The sequence below is a fragment of the Caulobacter sp. GW822-FHT01G02 genome (assembly GCF_058802865.1).
In genome coordinates this window covers 248,287-267,131 of the sequence record NZ_JBXAON010000005.1, presented here as the reverse complement: position 1 = coordinate 267,131, position 18,845 = coordinate 248,287, and the positions used below count along the sequence as shown (strand labels likewise).

Here is an 18,845-nt window from a genome sequence, read left to right as displayed (position 1 = left end):
CAGGGTGAGGATTTCTACTGACGCTCAGTAGCCCTCATCCTGAGCTTGTCGAAGGACGGGGGCGGACCACGAGGAGCTATATGAACAGCGCGGATTGGGGGAACAAGGTCGCCAAGCACTCGCGGGTCTTCAAGCCCGCCGGTCCGGGACCGTTTCCGGTGGCGCTGATCCTGCACGGCTGCGGCGGCAAGACGCCGTTCCTCGAAGCCTACGCCCGGGCCGCCGTCGCGGCCGGCTGGGCGGCGGTCGTGGTCGATTCGCTGAAACCCCGCGGCATGTCCTCGCTGGACGCCAAGCTGCTGGTCTGCACCGGCGTGGCGCTGCGCGGCCTGACCCGCGCGGCCGACGTCTTCGCCATGCTGGCCTGGCTGGAGACTCAAGGCTGGGCGGATCCGGAGCACGTCTTCCTGGCCGGCTGGAGCCATGGCGGCTGGACGATCATGGACAGCTACGCGATCGGCGAGAACGCGGCCCGCGCCACGAAGCTGGCCGACGCTGATCCGGCCCGGCTGCGCCAGCGGGTGCGCGGGGCGCTGCTGGTCTATCCTTACGCCGGCTATCCCTCCCTGACCTCGCGACGGGGCTGGGGAGAGGGGGCGCCGCCGGTCTGGTCGGTGCTGGCCGGCAAGGACGCCGTGGTCGGCTGGAAGCTGCCCGGCAAGGCGCTGGACCGCCTGGCGAGCGACGGCCTGCGCGTGGATCGCGTGATGTTCGACGACGCCACCCACGCCTTCGACGACGACAAGGCCAACGATCCCCGGGCCCGCTACCGGCCCGACCTCTTTCAGGAGATGCAGACCTATTTCGCCAGGGCGCTGACGGCCTGCGGCTGAGCCCGGCGCAGGCGGGTCGGACCGCGATAGAGGCGGCGCCAGACCCACTCCAGCGGCCCCATCTCGAACCGGTCCATCCACCAGCGCGACCACAGGATCTGGACGGTCCAGGTCGCCACGGTCAGGGCCGCCAGCACCGGCCGGTCGACCTTGCCGTGCAGGGCCAGGCCCCGACCGCCATAGAAGATGGAGGTCATGATCAGCGACTGCGTCAGATAGTTGGTGAACGCCATCTGCCCGACCGGCGCCAGGGCCTTGGGGATCGCGCTCCACGAGCCCTTCGACCGGGCGGCGAAGACCATCAGGCCGACATAGGCCAGGGTCGTCAGGGGCGCGGTCATCCACTGCACGGCCTGGAAGATCATCGACAGCGGCCTCGGCAGGCCCAGAACGATCTGGGCGACCAACAGGCCGCCGACCGCCGCCGAGGCGGTCAGGCCGACGGCGACCAGGGTGACATAGGTCCGCCTGCTCGCCTCGCCGGTCAGCACCCCCAGCTTGAAGCAGCCCAGGCCGATCATCATCAGGGCCGAGGTCATGACGAAGATGAACGGCTCGCCCTGCAGGTAGCCCAGCCGATCCTTGGCGTTCTGGATCATCGACTGCAGGAACGTCCCGCCGTACTGGACCTCGGCGGCCCTGGACTTGGCGACGGCCTTGGCGGTCTCCAGCGTGGCCTGGGCCGCATCGTGCTGCATGACGGCGGCGGCGGTCATGCCGGCCGTCATCAGCAGCGAGAACACGACCCAGATGGTGACCCCGGTGCGGATCAGCCTCCGGGGCGCCCAGGACCGGGTCAGCATCACCGCGAAGCCGGCCAGGGCATAGCTCAGCAGCACGTCGCCAAACCAGATCGCGAAGCCGTGCAGAAGGCCGAAGACGACCATCCAGGCCAGGCGCTTCCTCAGGATCGCGCCGCGCTCCTGGTCCGATCGCTCGCCGCCGACCAGGAAGATCGAGACGCCGAACAGCATGGCGAACAGGGTCACGAACTTGCGCTGGAACAGCCACTGGGTGACGGCCCAGACGCCCAGCGTCGCTGGGCCGGTCCCGTGCGGCCAGTTGACCACCGACTCCGACAGCGGCGGGGCCACCGAGAAGTCCGGCATGTTGCACAGCAGGATGCCCAGCACGCCGAGACCTCTCAGCGAGTCGAGCAGAACGATGCGATCCTTGGTCATGAGCTCCCCCTCGGGAAGGAGCCTGACGTGTTCCGCGTCAGCCGACAACCGGGGCGCGTCTGGGGGCGCTGGTCAGAACGAGAGCGCCCAGCGCCATGAACCCCGCCGACACCACGACGGCGATCCGCTGGTCGCCGGCCAGGCGGGTGCCGACGGCGATGACCAGAGGAGCCAGGAACGCCGTGGCCTTGCCCGACAGGGCGTAAAGCCCGAACCACCGCCCGGTCTCGCCGGCCGGGGCCAGCTCGGCCATCCAGGCGCGGAGGCTGGATTGCGCCGGCCCGAAGGTCAGGCCGACGAACAGGCTGAAGACCAGGAACATCCGCTCTGGCGTACTGGAGAACAAAGCCTCATCGGCCTGAGCCGGCGTGACCGGAACGAGGAAGAAGACCGTATCCCGGCCGACCATCCCCACGCCCGTGGCGCCGAACAGGATCACGCCCGTGGCGATCAGCACGGTGGCCTTGGAACCGATCTTCTGGTCGACCCGCCCGCCGATGAACGTCCCGATGCCGGCCGCGACCGACAGCATGATCGCGTAGAGCCCCAGCTGCGTCGTCGTCCAGCCGAACAGGCCCGCCGCCAGCACCCCGCCGAAGGCGATGAAGCTGGAGATGCCGTCGCCCAGCAGCATACGGCCGATCAGGAACTTCAGCATGTGCGGCTGGCGGGGCAGGCTGCGGATCGTCGCCCACAGCTCGGCCAGAGGCTTGTCGCCCGCACCTTCCGATGGCTTGGGGGCGATCAGCATCAGCGGCCAGGCGAAAGCCAGGAACCACACGGCCACCAGCGGTCCGACGATCCGGTCCGGCTCGTGCAGCGCCTTTGACAGGCCCAGCAGCGGAACCTTGGGCAGGGAGAAGCAGAAGAGGACGATGAACAGGGTGATCAGCGCCCCGACATAGGCCAGGGCCCAGGCGGTGCCGGACAGCCGCCCGATCTGGCCCGGCTTGGCAACCACCGGCAGCAGGGCGTTCATCACCGTCACGCCCAGTTCGGCCACGACACTGGCGATGACCAGGCAGGCCAGGATCAGCGGGATGCGGGCCGTCTCGCTGGGCGCGGCCCACCACAGCCCGGCGCTGGCGATGACGAACGGAAAGGCCAGGCCGACCAGCCAGGCGCGCGGATTGCGCCGGGCGTCCAGCGTCGCCCCGAGCAGGGGACTCAGAATGGCGATGGCCAAGCCCGACACCACCCCGGCATAGCCCAGGAGGCTCTGCCCCCGGACGGCGTCGCCAACGAAGCCGGACGCGAAATAGGGCGTGAAGATGAAGGTCGCGATCAGCGCCCAATAGGGTTGCTGGGCCCACTCATAGAGGGTCCAGGCCAAACGCCGACGATCGCCCTGATCCATTCGGAGTCCCTTCTCCACCCCTCCCTCGTAAGGGAGAGGTGGAGGATGAGCCAGCGCTTAAGCGGCGGTCGAGAGTTCGCGCAGGGCGGCGTTGGCGATGGTCAGCTTGGCGAAGGTCCAGCCGCCGCCGGCCTGTTCGATGTCTTCGATCGTCCGCTTGACCGCGCGGGGACGATCGCCGCGCAGGGCGGCCCAGGACGCGATGGCGGACTTGGCCGCGCTCTCGTCCTCGCCGGCCTGAGCGTTGGCGGCGAACTTCAGCACCGATTGGGTGATCGAGGTCTGCTCGGTCAGCATGTCCTCGATCAGGCGACGGACCGCCAGACGCTCGAAGGCGTCCCCGCCCACGAAGGCGCCGGCCGCGCCGCGCAGGCGGTCGAAACCGAAGGCCGCGCCGACCTGATGGTACAGACGGGCGACGTTCTCGACGCTCCAGCTGGAGGCGTTGGCCAGGTCGACGAGATCGGCGGCCGTGGTCAAGGGCTGCAGAGCCGCGACGGACTGGGCCAGGGCTTCGGGCGCGCCGTCGACGATATAGGCCTTCACCCGCTTGGCGACGGTCTTCTGCTCGAACGGCGACAGGATCGCCGGCGCCATGCCGGTCAGCGTCTTCACCGCTGGGCCGTAGGCCTCGACCAGTTGCTGCACGGTCGCCTTGTCGCGGACCGCGCGGCGAGCCAGCCAGAAGCTGAGGCTTCGCAGGGCGTAGGCCAGGGCCTTGTAGAGCGCCGTCTGGCCGTTGGCCGAGGCCTTGTTGTCGAGCGCGTTGACCTGGTCCCACAGGCCGTCGATCCCGAGGATCTCGCGCGCGGCGGTGAAGCCCACGACCACCGCGCCGACATCGGCGACGGCGGCGGCCTTCAGGCGGCTGGCGAAGGTCGGGCCGCACATGTTGACCATCTGGTTGCCGACCACCGTGGCGATGATCTCGCGCTTCAGGCGGTGCTTCTGCATGGCGTCGGCGTACCGGTCCAGCGCCTTGGGGAAGTAGCTTCGCAGGGTGGCCTCGAACCACGGATCGTCCGGCGCCGGGCTGGCGACGATGTCGTCGAACAGGTCCAGCTTGCCATAGGCCAGCAGCACCGCCAGTTCCGGCCGGGTCAGGCCCTTGCCGGCGGCCTTGCGTTCCAGCAGCGCCGTATTGGTCGGCAGGCCCTCGACGCGGCGATCCAGGCGACCGCGCTGCTCGAGATCAACCATGTAGCGGATTTGGGCGTCGACCTCGCTGACGGCGTCGCTTTCCAACAGGGTCAGGGCCAGGGTCTGATCGTAGTTGTGCTCCAGCACGTGATGGCCGACATCGTCGGTCATCGAGGTCAGCAGCGTGTTGCGGCTGTCACGGGTCAGCTCACCGCCCCGCTCCAGGATCCCGGTCAGGATCTTGATGTTGACCTCGTGGTCCGAGCTGTCGACACCCGCCGAGTTGTCGATGGCGTCGGTGTTGATGTGGCCGCCGCTCTGCGCGAACTCGATCCGACCGGCCTGGGTGAGGCCGAGGTTGGCGCCCTCGCCGACCACTTTCACGCGCAGATCCGAACCGTTGATGCGGATGGCGTCGTTGGCCTTGTCGCCGGCGTCGGCGTTGCTCTCGCCCCTGGCCTTCACATAGGTGCCGATGCCGCCGAGATAGAGCAGTTCGGCCTTCGACTTCAGGATCGCGGTCATCAGCTCGGCCGGCGAGACGGCCTCGGCCTTGATCTCGAACAGCTCGCGAACTTCCTTCGACAGCGGGATGCTCTTCAGGCCGCGGGCGAAGACGCCGCCGCCGGCCGAGATCTTCGACTTGTCGTAGTCGTCCCACGACGAGCGCGGCAGCTTGAACATCCGGTCCCGCTCTTCCCACGACACGGCCGGATCCGGGTTCGGGTCGAGGAAGATGTGGCGGTGGTCGAAGGCGGCCAGCAGCTTGGTCTGCTTGGACAGCAGCATGCCGTTGCCGAACACGTCGCCCGACATGTCGCCCACGCCGACCACGGTGAAGGGCTCCGTCTGGATGTCCTTGCCCAGCTCGCGGAAGTGGCGCTTGACCGCTTCCCAGGCGCCGCGGGCGGTGATGCCCATGACCTTGTGGTCATAGCCGACCGAACCGCCGGACGCGAAGGCGTCGCCCAGCCAGAAGCCGTAGCTCTCGGCCACGCCGTTGGCGATGTCGGAGAAGGTGGCCGTGCCCTTGTCGGCGGCGACCACCAGGTAAGGGTCGTGGCCGTCATGCACGACCACCGAGGGCGGCGGCACGACCTGGTTGTCGGCGTCGATATTGTCGGTCAGGTCCAGCAAACCCGACAGGAAGGTCTTGTAGGCGCGGATCGCCTCGGCCTGGATCGCGTCGCGATCGCCGCCGCGCGGCAGGTGCTTGGGATAGAAACCGCCCTTCGAGCCGACCGGCACGATGACCGCGTTCTTGACCTGCTGGGCCTTCACCAGGCCGAGCACCTCGGTGCGGAAGTCGTCGCGGCGATCCGACCAGCGTAGCCCGCCGCGGGCGACGGGGCCAAAGCGCAGGTGCACGCCCTCGACATGCGGGGCCGAGACGTAGATCTCGCGATAGGGCTTGGGGGCTGGCAGGTCTTCCAGCTCGCGCGAGGCGATCTTGAAGCTGATGTAGGGCTTTGGACCCCCGTCGGCCGCCGGCTGATAGAAGTTGGTGCGCTGGATCGCGCCGACCAGGGCGGCCAGACGGCGCAGCACGCGGTCGGCGTCGAGGCTTTCGACGGCCTGCAGGGCCTCGGTGATCTTGCCCTCGACCGCCCTGGCCTGCTCTTCGCGGGTTTTGAGATCGGCGCGAACCGCCGGATCGAACTTGGTCTGGAAGAGATCCAGGATCAGGCGCGCGACGCCCGGGTGATCCGCCAGGGCCCGCTCCTGCACGCCCTGGCTGGGATCCAGGCCCGACTGCTGGCGATAGCGGGCGAGCGCGCGGATCAGGGCCGCCTCGCGCCAGCCGATGCCGAGTTCCAGCACCAGGCGGTTGAAGCCGTCGCTCTCGGCGCGCCCCGTCCAGATGGCGACGAAGGCGGCCTCGAAGGCCTGCTTGATGTCGCCGAAGACCAGATGCTCGCCGGCCTCGTCCCGCAGGACGAATTCGTGAACCCAGACCGGCTTGCCGTCTGGGGAGACCTTGAAGCCGTCCTCGATCAAGGCCTTGAGGCCCATATGCTCCAGGATCGGCAGCACGTCGGCCAGCGGGGCGGCGGCGCCCGGGCGATAGAGCTTGAAGCGGAACGTCACCGCGCTGTCGCCGTCGCGGCGGAAGGCGCGGACCCGGACCGCCTCGTCCTCGGCCAGATCGTCGATGACCTGGATGTCGGCCAAGGCCTCGCCGGCGTCATACTGGTCGCGATAGCCGGGCGGGAAGGCGCCGGCATAGCGGGCCAGCAGGTGGGCGACGCGTCCCGTGGAGCCCTCGCGAACGGCGGCCTCGAAGCGGTCGTCCCAGGTGCGGGCGGTCTCGGCGATGGCGGCCTCCACGGCGGCCATGTCCGGCTCGGCGTGATCGCCTGGCGTCACGCCCAGAATGTAGTGAACACGGGCCAGCGGGGCGTCGGAGAAGCTCGGATAGTAGGCCGACACCCGGCCCCGGAACGCCTCGGCCAGGATGTGGCCGGCCCGGGTGCGGACGCCGGAGTCGTAGCGATCGCGCGGCACGAACATCAGGACCGAGATGAAACGGTCGAAGGGATCGCGGCGGGCGAACAGCTTGACGCGGGGACGGTCATAAAGGTGCAGCACGCCCATGGCCGTGGCCAGCAACTGGGCCTCGTCGGTCTGGAACAGCTCGTCGCGCGGCCAGGTCTCGAGGATGTTGCGCAGGCGCTTGCCGTTGTGGCTCTCGGGATCCTTTCCGGCGCGCTCCAGGATGTGGCCGACCTTGCGACGGATCAGCGGCACCTCGTGGGCGGGCGTCTCATAGGCCTCGGCGGTGAACAGGCCCACGAAGCGGACCTCGCCCGAGGCCTTGCCGTCGGCGCCGTAGCGGCGGACGCCGACATAGTCGGTGTAGCCGCGGCGGTGGACGCGCGAACGCAGGTTCGACTTGGCCACCACGATCGGGTCGCCGATGTCGATATGGCTGCGGATCTGGGCCGATAGAATGGCCGGCTCGCTGCTCCGGCGCAGGACCGTGCGAGCCTGGTCGCGCAGGACGCCCAGGCTGCCTTCCGGCTGATAGAGGGGCTCCTCGGCCGCATAGCCGCCATCGGCGGTGCGGGGATATTCGTAGAGGCGCGCGCCCAGGAACACGAAGTGGTCACGCTCCAGCCAGTCGAGGAAGGCCAGGTCCTCGGCCTTCTCGTCCGCGGAGACCGGCGCCTTGGCGGCCTTCAGCTCGTCGATCGTGCGGCGCATCAGCCCGCGCATGGCTTCGAAATCCTGCACGGCCAGCTGGACGTCGGCGAGCGCTTCGCGAACGCTTATCAGCAGGGCCGCCTCGCGGTCCTCGCCGACCGGGGCTAGCCAGATCTGGATCATCGAGCGGCGGACGCCGCCGCAGTCGGCGACGGGGTGGAACAGGGCGCGGACCGAGAAGCCGGCCTCGGTCACCTCGCCCATGATGCTGTCGACCAGGAACGGTCGGTCGGGCTGCACGATCTCAAGCAGATCGGACGGGGGCTCTCCACCCTCGGTGCGGCGCAGGCGGATGACAGGTTCGGAGACGTCCTTGGCGCTTTCGCCGAAACGCCAGAAATCGGCCAGGGCGCGCGCCACGTCGGCGACGTCCAGACCGGGCAGTTCCTCAGCCGACCAGTCGTCCTGGGCCTGGGTGGCGAAGCCGCGCGCGGCGACTGACAGGGACTCGGCCGACACCCCCAGAGCCTGGGCGAAAGCGCTTACTAGCGGACCGATCGGAGCCTCAGCGGAAATGAGGTCTTTTTTTTCACCGATCATTCGATTTCCTCGCGAATTTTTGGCCGGAACCTAGCCCTTTCGGGCGTCACTTCAACCGTTACGTCTGGAAGTGGAAAGAATTCCTGCTGTTTTCGGCCAAATTCGGCTTGAAACGGAAGCGCCGCCGGCTGGGGGGAAGCCGGCGGCGCGGGCCCGCTCCGGGGGGAGAGGCGGGCGTTTTCCGCTTCGATCGCGGCGGCCTTGCCAGCCGGGACCTGCGGGGCGTCCGGGTGGGGGGAGCCGGACAAGGCATAGATAGGAGCCAGCCAGTTTATTTTAAGGGGCGTGTTCATTTCTTTCGCGTCCGCCGCGGCGGAGCGTCGGGCGCCGGCCCGTGACCCCGCCCCGACAGCATTTGCCCGCCCTGCGGGTCGCCGTCCTCGGACAGCAGGATGGCGATCCAGCGCGAGCCCTCGAACTGCGCCAGAATCACCATGGCCGCCACGGTCAATGGCGTGGAGAGGAACATGCCCGGCACGCCCCACAGCGCGCCCCAGACCGCCAGCGAGAGCAGGATCACCGTCGGATCCATGTTCAGGCTGTCGCCCTGCATGCGCGGATAGATGACGTTGCCGACCACGAAGAAGATTCCCTGCAGAGCCGCGAATAGGATGATCGCCGGCCACAGGGTGTCGGGGAACTGGACCAGCGCGAACAAGGGGGGCAAGAAGCAGCCGATCGCCCCGCCCAGGATCGGGATGTAGGCGGCCAGGAAGATCAGGAACGCCCAGAAGAAGGCGTTGTCCAAGCGGACCAGCATCATCACCGCCCAGGCGGCGGCGGCGATCATCAGGCCGGTGACCGTCTGAATCCAAAGATACTGCTCCACCCCGTCGCGAATGCGCTGGAACATGGTCATGTTCGACTCGCGCTCGGCATGATGCGGGAACAGGGCGACGATCTTTCGGCTGAAGCCCCGGCGCGAGGCGAGGATGAAGCCGAGATAGATCAGCACCAGCACGGCGCTGGTGCCGAAATTCTTGAACGACTGGGCCACATCGCCGATGTAGCTCTGCAGGTTCAAAAGCTTGGCCAGGTCGGTGATGGTGGGAACGCCATGCAGCTGCAGGCCGGGAAACAGCCTGCCGGCCAGCGGCGTGAACTTGGCGATGATCGCGTTCAGGCTGGCGACATACTCCGAGGAGTGGTCGAAGAACGTCTTGCTGTTCACCACGACGATCCAGATCGAGACGCCGAACAACGCCAGGGACAGCACCACCGCGGTCGGCAGAGCCAGCTTGCGCGGGAAGCCCGGCGTGCGCAGGGTCAGCACGCGAGCGAAGCTGTCGATCATCACCGCCAGGAACACGGCCAGGGCCAGGGGGGTCAGGATGTCCTGCATCCACTTCAGCGTCGCGCCGCCGGCGATGACGGCCAGGAAGACCACCGCATTGCGCGTCGTGACCGGCGGCGGAGCGCGGGGCGGGTCAGTGGCCGTCATTTGTAAAATATCTCCAGAGGCGAGCCCGACATTGACCGCGCAGATTGGCGCGGCGCAAGGCCCCGGTTAGGGTCAACGCGTTCGAAGGAGTTTGGTCATGCCGCTGTCGATTGGCGAAAACGAGATCCTAGTCGGTTTGGGCGAAGGCCCGGTGACACAGCGGCTCGATCGCTCCAACCGCCACGGCGTGGTGGCCGGGGCGACCGGCACCGGCAAGACCGTCACCCTGCAGGTTCTGGCGCAGGCCTTCTCCGACGCCGGCGTGCCCGTCTTCGCCGCCGACGTGAAGGGCGACCTCTCCGGCGTGGCCATGCCCGGAACCCCGAACGAGAAGATGCAGGCCCGCGCCGATCAGATGGGCCTCGTGCTCTCGCCGGCCGCGCCGCCGGTGATGTTCTGGGACCTTTTCGGCCAGAAGGGCCACCCGATTCGCACGACCATCTCGGAGATGGGGCCGCTGTTGCTGTCGCGTCTCCTGGAATTGAATGACGTGCAGGAGGGCGTGCTGACCATCGTCTTCCACGTCGCCGACCAGGACGGCCTGCTGCTGCTGGACCTGAAGGACCTTCAGGCGGCGTTGAAATATGTCGCCGACCATGCCGACGAGATCGGCACGCAGTACGGCAATGTCTCGGCCGCCACGGTGGGCGCGATCCAGCGCAAGCTGCTGACCTTGCAGACGCAAGGCGCCGAGCATTTCTTCGGCGAGCCGGCTCTCGATCTCTCCGACATCATGCGCACCGACGCGGCCGGCCGCGGCTACGTCAACCTGCTGGCCGCCGACCGCCTGATCCAGTCGCCCAAGCTCTATTCGACCTTCCTGCTGTGGCTGCTGTCGGAGCTGTTCGAGGTGCTGCCCGAGGTCGGCGACCCGGAAAAGCCCAAGCTGGTGTTCTTCTTCGACGAGGCTCACCTCCTCTTCAACGACGCGCCCAAGCCGCTGCTGGAAAAGATCGAGCAGGTCGTGCGCCTCATTCGTTCCAAGGGCGTCGGGATCTACTTCGTCACCCAGAATCCGGCCGACATTCCCGACGCGGTGCTGGGCCAGTTGGGCGCCCGGGTGCAGCACGCCCTGCGCGCCTATACCCCCGCCGATCAGAAGGGCCTGAGGGCGGCCGCCCAGTCGTTCCGGGTCAATCCCAACTTCGACACCGCCGAGACCATCCAGGCCTTGGGCGTCGGCGAGGCCCTGGTCTCGACCCTCGACGAGAAGGGGGCGCCAAACGTCGTGCAGAAGACCCTGATCCGGCCGCCGGCCTCGCGCCTGGGACCGCTGACGCCGCCGGAGCGCGCGGCCCTCCAGGCCCAAAGCCCCGTGGCCGGAGTCTACGACACCGCCGAGGATCGCGATTCCGCCTACGAGATCCTGCAGGGCCGCGCCAAGAAGGCCCAGCAGGACGCCGACAACGCGCGCGAACAGGCCGAGGAGAACAAGCGCGAGACCGTCGAGGCCAAGGTCCGCGAGCGCGAGGAAGCCCAGCGGGAGCGCGAGAGCCGACCCCGGGCGTCGGGCCGCCAGACCATGACCGAGGCCTTCGCCGTAACCCTGGTCCGCACCGTGGCGTCCACCGCCGGACGTGAGCTGATCCGAGGCCTGCTGGGCGGTCTGGTCGGGGGAACGACTACCCGGCGCCGGCGGCGCTAGAGCTTCGTCGCGGGCGGGGCGCGGTCGCCCAACAGCGCCGCGGCGATCTCGGCCAGTTGGTCGATCTGGAACGGCTTGCGCAGCATCGGCCATGGCAGCTCGGCCGGAGCCGTGTCCATGCGGTCGCCGGCGTAGCCGGTGGTCAGCAGCACGGCCATGTCCGGCCGATGGGCCGAGACCGATCGCGCCAGGTCCACGCCGCTGACGCCGCCGGGCATGATCACGTCGGACATCAGAAGATCGAACGCCACGCCCTCCGCCAGCGCCTCCAGCGCGGAGGCCCCGTTCTCGGCGGTGGCGACCTCGCAACCCAGATCGCGCAGCAGGCCGCCAGCGATCTCGCGCACGGCCGCGTCATCCTCGACCAGCAGCACCCGCACGCCCTTCAGCCGGTCGCGCGCCGGCGGCTGTACCGGGATCCCGGCCGGCGTCGCGGCGTCGTCCGTGGCCGGCAGGTAGAGGACGACGGTCGTGCCGTGGCCTTCGACGCTGTCGATGGCCACCCCGCCGCCACACTGCCGCAGGAAGCCGTAGACCTGGGCCAGGCCCAGACCCGTACCCTTGCCGACCTCCTTCGTGGTGAAGAACGGCTCGAACACCCGGGCCAGAACCTCGGGCGGCATACCCGCGCCGGTATCGCTGACCGCCACCTGGACATAGTCTCCGGGCGCGGTGTCGGCGACCTCGTCCACGGCCAGAGTCATGGGCGCGACGGCGATGCTGATCTCGCCGCCGAACGCCGTGGCGTCGGCGGCGTTGACCACCAGGTTCAGCAGAGCCGCCTCGAACTGCGCCGCGTCGACCCGCGCGCAGCAGGCGGCCGGGTCACGGCGCAGCGTCAGGGTCACGCCTTCACCCACCGCCCGGCGCAGCAGCGGCTCGGCCTGGTCGAGCAGCGCCCCGATCTCGACCACCTCCAGCTTCAGCTCCTGATTCCGCGAGAAGGCCAGCAACTGGCGGGTCAGGCGTTCGCCCCGCTGACCGGCCGCCAGGGCCGCCTCGGCCAGGCGAGTGACACGCGGCGTGTCGTCGGGTCTGCGCAGGATCATGTCCAGGCCGCCGACGATCACGGTCAGCAGGTTGTTGAAGTCGTGCGCCACCCCACCGGTCAGCCGGCCGACGGTCTCCAGCCGTTGAGCCTGGGCCAGCGCCGCCTGGGCGCGAGCGGTCTCGGCCATGCTGGCCTGCAGCGCCGCCGTGCGCTCGGCGACCCGATCCTCCAGGTCCTTGCGCGCCTCGACCGTCTCGGTGAAGTCGAAGCAGCTACCGATATAGCCGCGATAGGCCCCGGCCTCATCGAAGCGTGGCGCGCCGACGCTGTTGATCCAGCGCCAGGCGCCGTCGGCGCGGCGCAGGCGGAAGACGACATTGAAAGGTTCGCGTCGGCTGGCCGCGGCGTTGGCGATCTCGAACCCGGCTTGGCGATCTTCGGGATGCAGGCCCTCCAGCCAGCCGGCGCCCAGTTCGGCCTCAAGGGAGCGTCCGCGAAAGTCGAGCCAGGCCTGGTTGAACCAGTCGGCCCGGCCGTTCTCCGCTGTCGCCCAGATCAGCACCGGCGCCGTATTGGCGACGCCTCGGAACAGCTCCTCGCTGCCGCGCAGCGCCGCCGCCGCGCGGCGCTCCTGGGTCACGTCGCGAAAGGTCACGGCCAGATCCTCGCCCAGCCGCACGCCGCTGGAGCGGATCCAGCGCTCCTCGCCGTCGATGACCCGCCGCACGTCGATGTCGTCGGGGCCGCCGCTCTCCAGCAGGCGCGCCAGGCGATCGACCATGTCGCGGCCAGTCTCGTCGGAAAAGACATCCAAAGCCCGCCTGCCCAGCAGGGTCGAAGTCCCCTTCGGCCTCATGGTCTCGGCCATCGGATTGGCGTAGGTCCAGCGGAAGTCGATCACCCGTCCGGCCTCGCGAACCGGCTCCAGGATCACGAAGGCGTCCAGCGACACCTCCTGCGCCGAACGGAAGCGCGCCTCGGCCGCCAGGCCCGACCGCACGGCCAGACGCAGAGCCTCGACGAGCATCACGATCAGCCCGCCGCACAGCAGGAACATGATCAGCTGGGCCGCTTCGCGGGATTGCGGGGCCCACGCGCCGTCGGGGGTCATCCAGAACCGAAAGGCCGTCAGGGCGCAGACGATAAGGGCCAGAAATCCCGGCCCCAGCCCGCCGACCATCGCCGCGACCATGACCGCGACGAAGAAAGTCGGGAAATAGATCGGAACGCCGAACACGGAGACGGCGGCGAAGCGGGCGACGACGGCCACGCCTACAGCCAGCAGCGCGAAGCCATAGCGCAGTTCGCGCCGATCGGCCGCGGTTACGAACTTGATGGCGGTCCGTCCCAGCACGCGCTCGCCCCGATGTCGGCTCTACGGCCCCGCTTGGGACCGTCTAACGGCTCAGGGCCTAGGAGGGTTCCGGGGCGCCGTGGAAAGCGTTCGATGTCCGGCTGATCGGCTCAGGCCGAGCGCTTGGCCTCGCCCGGCGCCTGACCCAGGTCGACGGGACCTTCAAGACGGGCTGGCGCGGCGCCGACCAGGGTCCAGGCCGACAGGGTGTCGATCGGGGCCGGGCGACCGATGGCGTAGCCCTGCAGCTCCGTGCAGTTCTCGCCGCGCAGGAAGATGATCTGCTCTTCGGTCTCGACGCCCTCGGCGACGACCGGAATCTCCAGGCTGCGGCCCAGGCCCAGCACGGCCCGCACGATGACCGTGGCGCGGTCGTGACGGTGGATATTCTCGACGAAGCTCTTGTCGATCTTGATCTTGTCGAACGGGAACGACTGCAGGGTCGACAGCGACGAGAAGCCGGTGCCGAAGTCGTCCATGGCGATCCGCACGCCCAGGGCCTTCAGGCGGCGCAGATTGTCCAGCGCGCGCTGATAGTCCTTGAAGAGCGCGCTCTCGGTGATCTCCAGTTCCAGGCGCGAAGGCGACAGGCCGGTGGCGATCAGCACTTCGTGCACCAGGCTGGGCAGGGCCGGATTGTGCAGCTGGATCGGCGAGAGGTTGACCGCGATGCGCAGCGGCTTCTCCCATGAGGCGGCGTCGGCGCAGGCGCGGCGCAGGACCCAGTCGCCCAGCGCGCCGATCAGGCCGTTCTCCTCGGCGACCGGAATGAAATCCAACGGCGGGATCATGCCGCGCGTCGGGTGCTGCCAACGGACCAGGGCCTCGAAGCCGCAGACCTCGCCGTCGGTGGCGCGGGCCAGGGGTTGGTAGTGGACCACCAGTTCATCTTCGGCGATGCCCTGGCGCAGGTCGCGGGCCAGATTGCGGCGCTCGCGGATGGTGTCGTCCATCTCGCGCTTGAAGAAGCGGTAGACGCCTCGGCCGCTTTCCTTGGCGCGGTACAGGGCCATGTCGGCATTGGCCATCAGAGCCTCGGTCGTGCGGCCGTCGTCGGGATAGAGGCTGACGCCCAGGCTGGCGCCGAGCGCCAGCTCCTGGCCGTCATAGACCACGGGGGCCGACAGGAGTTCGAGCAGGCCGCCCGAAAGTTCGGCGGCCGCGGTCGGCTGATCGCCGCCGGCCACCTGGACGATGATGAACTCGTCGCCGCCCAGACGCGCGGCGAACGAAGGGGCCTGGACCGCCGACTGCAGGCGGCGGGCGGTCTCCACCAGGATGGCGTCGCCGGCCAGGTGGCCGTGCTGGTCGTTGGCTTCCTTGAAGTGGTCCAGGTCGATGCAGATCACCGACAGGGTCTCGCCCGAAGCCTCGACGCGATCGAGGGCCGCGCCCAGGCGGGCTTGCAGCGAATTGCGGTTTGGCAAACCGGTCAGACCGTCGTGCTCGGCGAGATAGCGGATCTTCTCCTCGGCGGCGCGGCGCTCGCGCAAATCGCGGACGGCCAGGACGGTCAGACCCGAGGTCTCCACGCGGGCGCCATCGTCCATCAGGCGCGAAAAGACCTCGACCGGGATCTCGCGACCGCCGGTGATCGGCTGGATCTTGCCTTCGCGGCGCACGCCCTCGCGGGTCGGACCGGCTTCGTCGAAAGTCAGGATCGAACCGACCAGCGGGCGGCCGACCAGTTCGGGGAGTTCGGCGCCGACCAGCTCGCAGAAGGCGGCGTTGGCGTCGTTGATCTTGCCCGACTGAACCACGACCAGACCTTCATAAGCGGCGTTGGCCAGGCGGCGAATGCGCTCGAGGGCCGAGCGCGAGGTCTGGGATTCAATGGCGACGGCGCCGAGGCCGCCCAGGATGATCATGGCCGTGATCGACCCGACGGCCAGGGTCAGGAAGCCGCCCGACAGCAGTTGGTCGGGCACCTGGACCCCGGCGTCGGGAATGATGGTGATCGCGGACATGCCGGTGAAGTGCAGGGCGACGATGCCCAGGCACAGCAGGCCGCCGCCGATGGCTTGCTTCTTGACGGTCCGGGCCTGGCCGGCCAGCACCAAGGCGGTCGTCGCGCCGCAGACCCCAAGAATCGCCGAGAGCCCGACGGTGGCGTGTTCCCAGACCAGGTGGCCCTGGGTCACGAAGGCCGACATGCCGGTATAGTGCATGGCCGCGACACCCAGGCCGATCAGGACGCCGCCGGCGAAGTCGTTGGTGGTCGAGCGCTGGGCGGAGGCCACGGCGAAGCCGCTGGCCATGAACACGGCCGCGATCATCAGCGACAGCAAGGTGCCCGTCGGGCTGTAGCCGGTCTTCAGGCCCGGCGTGAAGGCGACCATGGCGATGAAGTGAGTGGCCCAGACACTGGAGCCGGCGACCAGACCGGTCAGCAGCAACCACGCGGCGCGCACGACACCCCGGGCGCCGCGCATCCGCGAATAGAGGCGGAACGTGGTGAAGCAGCCGGCGATGCAGACGAGGCCGGCGACGAGCACCAGGCGCAGGTCGTGTTGCGTCGTCAGACAGGTCAGGAACTTGAGCACGCACGCCCCCCGAGGGTCACATCCCTCTAGAGCTACAGCGAGAGTTGCAAATAAAGCGTTTCGCGCGAGTTCCGGCGACATCTGGTCAGAACGGCCGGGCGGCACGGGTCGAATTTGCCCGCTCGATGACCAGCGTTCAGCCGTTCGCTTGAGCCTGATGCCACTTCCAGGCGCTGGACAGGATGGCGTCGAGATCCCGCGACGGGCTCCAGCCCAGCTGCGCGCGGGCCTTGGTGTTATCGCCCACCAGGATCGGGGCGTCGCCTGGGCGTCGCGGCGCCATCTGGACGGCCAGCGGCTTGCCCACGGCGCGGCCGACGCCATCGACCAGCTCGCGCACCGTCGTGCCCGTCCCGGTGCCCAGGTTGTAGGATTCCGACGAGCCGCCCGCCAGAAGACGCTTCAGCGCCGAGACGTGGGCGTCGGCTAGGTCCAGTACGTGGACGTAGTCGCGCACCGCCGTGCCGTCGCGGGTGTCGTAGTCGTCGCCGAAGATCGTGAAGTGCGAGCGTTGGCCGAGGGCGACCTGGATCGCCAGCGGGATGGCATGGGTTTCCGGCTCGTGCCACTCGCCGATGCGGCCCTCGGGGTCGGCGCCGGCGGCGTTGAAGTAGCGCATCACGGCGCTACGGAAGCCGACATAGCGGTCGTAGTCGGCCAGGGCCTGCTCGACCATCAGCTTGCTGCGGCCATAGGGATTGAGCGGCGCCTGCGGGTGATCCTCGGCCATCGGCAGGGTCACCGGGTCGCCGAAGGTGGCGCAGGTCGAGGAAAACACCAGGGCCTCGACCCCGGCCCGTCGCGCGGCCTCGATCAGGGTGATCGTCCCGCCGACATTGTTGTCGAAGAAGGCGCCAGGGTTCTTGACCGACTCCCCGACCTCGATGCGGGCGGCGAAGTGCAGGACGGCGATCGGCTTGTGCTGAGCGAACACCGCGTCCAGCCGCGCGGCGTCACGAATGTCCCCGACCTCCAGCGGTCCCCACTGGACGTGCTCGCGATGACCGTTCGACAGGTCATCGAACACCACCGGCCGGAAACCGGCCGCGGCGAGCGCCAGGCAGCAGTGCGAGCCGACATATCCGGCGCCGCCGGCCACGAGTACGGTTTGCATCGGAATCTCCACGCCGTCGCTTCTCGCTAGCGACTTTGCATGACGCAGGGAAGGCGCTACCCGGCAAAGGTCATCAAGATGTCACGGGACCGAGCGTTTTGACGGTGGGCGCCGGGGCGGCTTGCCTCGGCGTCGCGATTGCTGGATTAGGCGGGAGCGCCGCGCGAGGCGCTCGTTCGGATCGGGAAGAATCGATGCGCGTAGCGATGATTGGCACGGGTTATGTGGGCCTGGTGTCTGGGGCGTGTTTCGCCGACTTTGGTCACGTGGTGACGTGCATCGACAAGGACCCGAGCAAGATCGAGCGCCTGGAGAAGGGCGAGATCCCGATCTTCGAGCCGGGCCTGGATGACCTGGTGGCCCGCAACGTCCGTGAGGGCCGGCTGTTCTTCACGCTGGACGGCGCGCAGGCCATCAAGGACGCCGACGCGGTGTTCATCGCCGTGGGCACGCCCACCCGTCGCGGCGACGGCCATGCCGACCTCTCCTACGTCTACGCCGCGGCCGAGGAGATCGCCGGCCTGATCGACGGCTTCACCGTGGTGGTCACCAAGTCGACCGTGCCGGTCGGCACCGGCGACGAGGTCGAGGCGATCATCAAGAAGACGCGGCCCGACGCCCAGTTCGCGGTCGTGTCCAACCCCGAGTTCCTGCGCGAGGGCGCGGCGATCGAGGACTTCAAGCGCCCCGACCGCGTGGTGGTCGGCACCGATGACGAGCGGGCCCAGGCGGTGATGCGCGAGCTCTATCGCCCGCTGTCACTGAACGAGACCCCGATCGTCTTCACCGGCCGTCGGACCAGCGAGCTGATCAAGTACGCGGCCAATGCGTTCCTGGCGATGAAGATCACCTTCATCAACGAGATGGCCGACCTCTGCGAAGCGGTTGGCGCGGACGTGCAGCAGGTCGCCAAGGGCATCGGCCTCGACAAGCGGATCGGCGGCAAGTTCCTGAACGCCGGCCCCGGTTATGGCGGCTCTTGCTTCCCCAAGGACACCATCGCCCTGGTGCGCACGGCCCAGCAGTACGGCGCGCCCGTGCGGCTGATCGAGACCACGGTCGAGGTCAATGACGCGCGCAAGAAGGCCATGGCCGGCAAGGTGGCCAAGGCCATCGGCGCCGAGGACCTGACCGGCAAGACGATCGGCGTGCTGGGCCTGACCTTCAAGCCCAACACCGACGACATGCGCGACGCGCCGAGCCTGGACATCGTCCCGGCCCTGCAGGCCCTGGGCGCCAAGGTGCAGGCGTTCGATCCGGAAGGCGCCAAGGAAGCCGCCCACATGCTCAAGGACGTCGAGTTCAAGTCAGGCGCCTATGAAGCCGCCGAGGGCGCCGACGCGCTGGTGATCATCACCGAGTGGGACCAGTTCCGGGCCCTGGATCTGGACCGCATCAAGCTCCTGATGGCGGCCCCGGTCGTGGTCGACCTGCGCAATGTCTACAAGCCCGCGGAGATGGTCCGGCATGGCTTCACCTACGCTTCCATCGGGCGCGGCTGA

General features: G+C 68.6%; 10 protein-coding genes. 3 read left to right on the top strand and 7 right to left on the bottom strand.

Going from position 1 to position 18,845, the window contains the following annotated elements:
• Positions 1 to 80: 80 nt before the first annotated feature.
• Positions 81 to 833, top strand: a complete 753-nt coding sequence (locus tag AC1RNC_RS16625; protein ID WP_492887439.1) for a dienelactone hydrolase family protein — start codon at positions 81 to 83, stop codon at positions 831 to 833.
• Here AC1RNC_RS16625 and AC1RNC_RS16620 read toward each other — a convergent pair.
• The 4 genes from AC1RNC_RS16620 to AC1RNC_RS16605 form a co-directional block, all read right to left on the bottom strand.
• A complete protein-coding gene (locus AC1RNC_RS16620; RefSeq protein WP_492887438.1) occupies positions 800 to 2,014 on the bottom strand; it encodes a DUF418 domain-containing protein in 1,215 nt (404 codons plus the stop codon). The genes AC1RNC_RS16625 and AC1RNC_RS16620 overlap by 34 nt on opposite strands.
• Positions 2,015 to 2,051: 37 nt before the next feature.
• A complete protein-coding gene (locus AC1RNC_RS16615) occupies positions 2,052 to 3,371 on the bottom strand; it encodes an MFS transporter (RefSeq protein WP_492887437.1) in 1,320 nt (439 codons plus the stop codon).
• Positions 3,372 to 3,428: 57 nt separating this feature from the next.
• Positions 3,429 to 8,255: an NAD-glutamate dehydrogenase gene (locus tag AC1RNC_RS16610; RefSeq protein WP_492887436.1), complete on the bottom strand. Its 4,827-nt coding sequence runs from the start codon at positions 8,253 to 8,255 to the stop codon at positions 3,429 to 3,431.
• Positions 8,256 to 8,544: 289 nt separating this feature from the next.
• The gene (locus tag AC1RNC_RS16605; RefSeq protein ID WP_492887435.1) at positions 8,545 to 9,696 is read right to left on the bottom strand and encodes an AI-2E family transporter; all 1,152 of its coding nucleotides are present in this window, start codon (positions 9,694 to 9,696) and stop codon (positions 8,545 to 8,547) included.
• A 97-nt stretch (positions 9,697 to 9,793) separates the two neighbouring features.
• On the opposite strand from AC1RNC_RS16605, the gene AC1RNC_RS16600 reads away from it, so the two are divergent.
• Positions 9,794 to 11,341, top strand: coding sequence for a helicase HerA-like C-terminal domain-containing protein (locus tag AC1RNC_RS16600; RefSeq protein WP_492887434.1), 1,548 nt, complete (start codon positions 9,794 to 9,796; stop codon positions 11,339 to 11,341).
• Here the strand turns inward: AC1RNC_RS16600 and AC1RNC_RS16595 are convergent.
• The 3 genes from AC1RNC_RS16595 to galE all read right to left on the bottom strand — a co-directional run bounded on the left by AC1RNC_RS16595 (position 11,338) and on the right by galE (position 17,343).
• Positions 11,338 to 13,686, bottom strand: coding sequence for an ATP-binding protein (locus AC1RNC_RS16595; protein WP_492887433.1), 2,349 nt, complete (start codon positions 13,684 to 13,686; stop codon positions 11,338 to 11,340). The two genes, AC1RNC_RS16600 and AC1RNC_RS16595, sit on opposite strands and share 4 nt — an antisense overlap.
• 110 nt (positions 13,687 to 13,796) lie before the next feature.
• A complete protein-coding gene (locus AC1RNC_RS16590) occupies positions 13,797 to 16,229 on the bottom strand; it encodes a bifunctional diguanylate cyclase/phosphodiesterase (RefSeq protein WP_492887432.1) in 2,433 nt (810 codons plus the stop codon).
• Positions 16,230 to 16,365: 136 nt separating this feature from the next.
• Positions 16,366 to 17,343 carry a UDP-glucose 4-epimerase GalE gene (gene galE / locus AC1RNC_RS16585; RefSeq protein ID WP_492887431.1) on the bottom strand — a complete coding sequence of 326 codons (978 nt, stop codon included), beginning with the start codon at positions 17,341 to 17,343 and terminating at the stop codon, positions 16,366 to 16,368.
• A gap of 194 nt (positions 17,344 to 17,537) precedes the next feature.
• On the opposite strand from galE, the gene AC1RNC_RS16580 reads away from it, so the two are divergent.
• On the top strand, positions 17,538 to 18,845 hold the full coding sequence (locus tag AC1RNC_RS16580; RefSeq protein ID WP_492887430.1) for a UDP-glucose dehydrogenase family protein: 1,308 nt from the start codon (positions 17,538 to 17,540) through the stop codon (positions 18,843 to 18,845).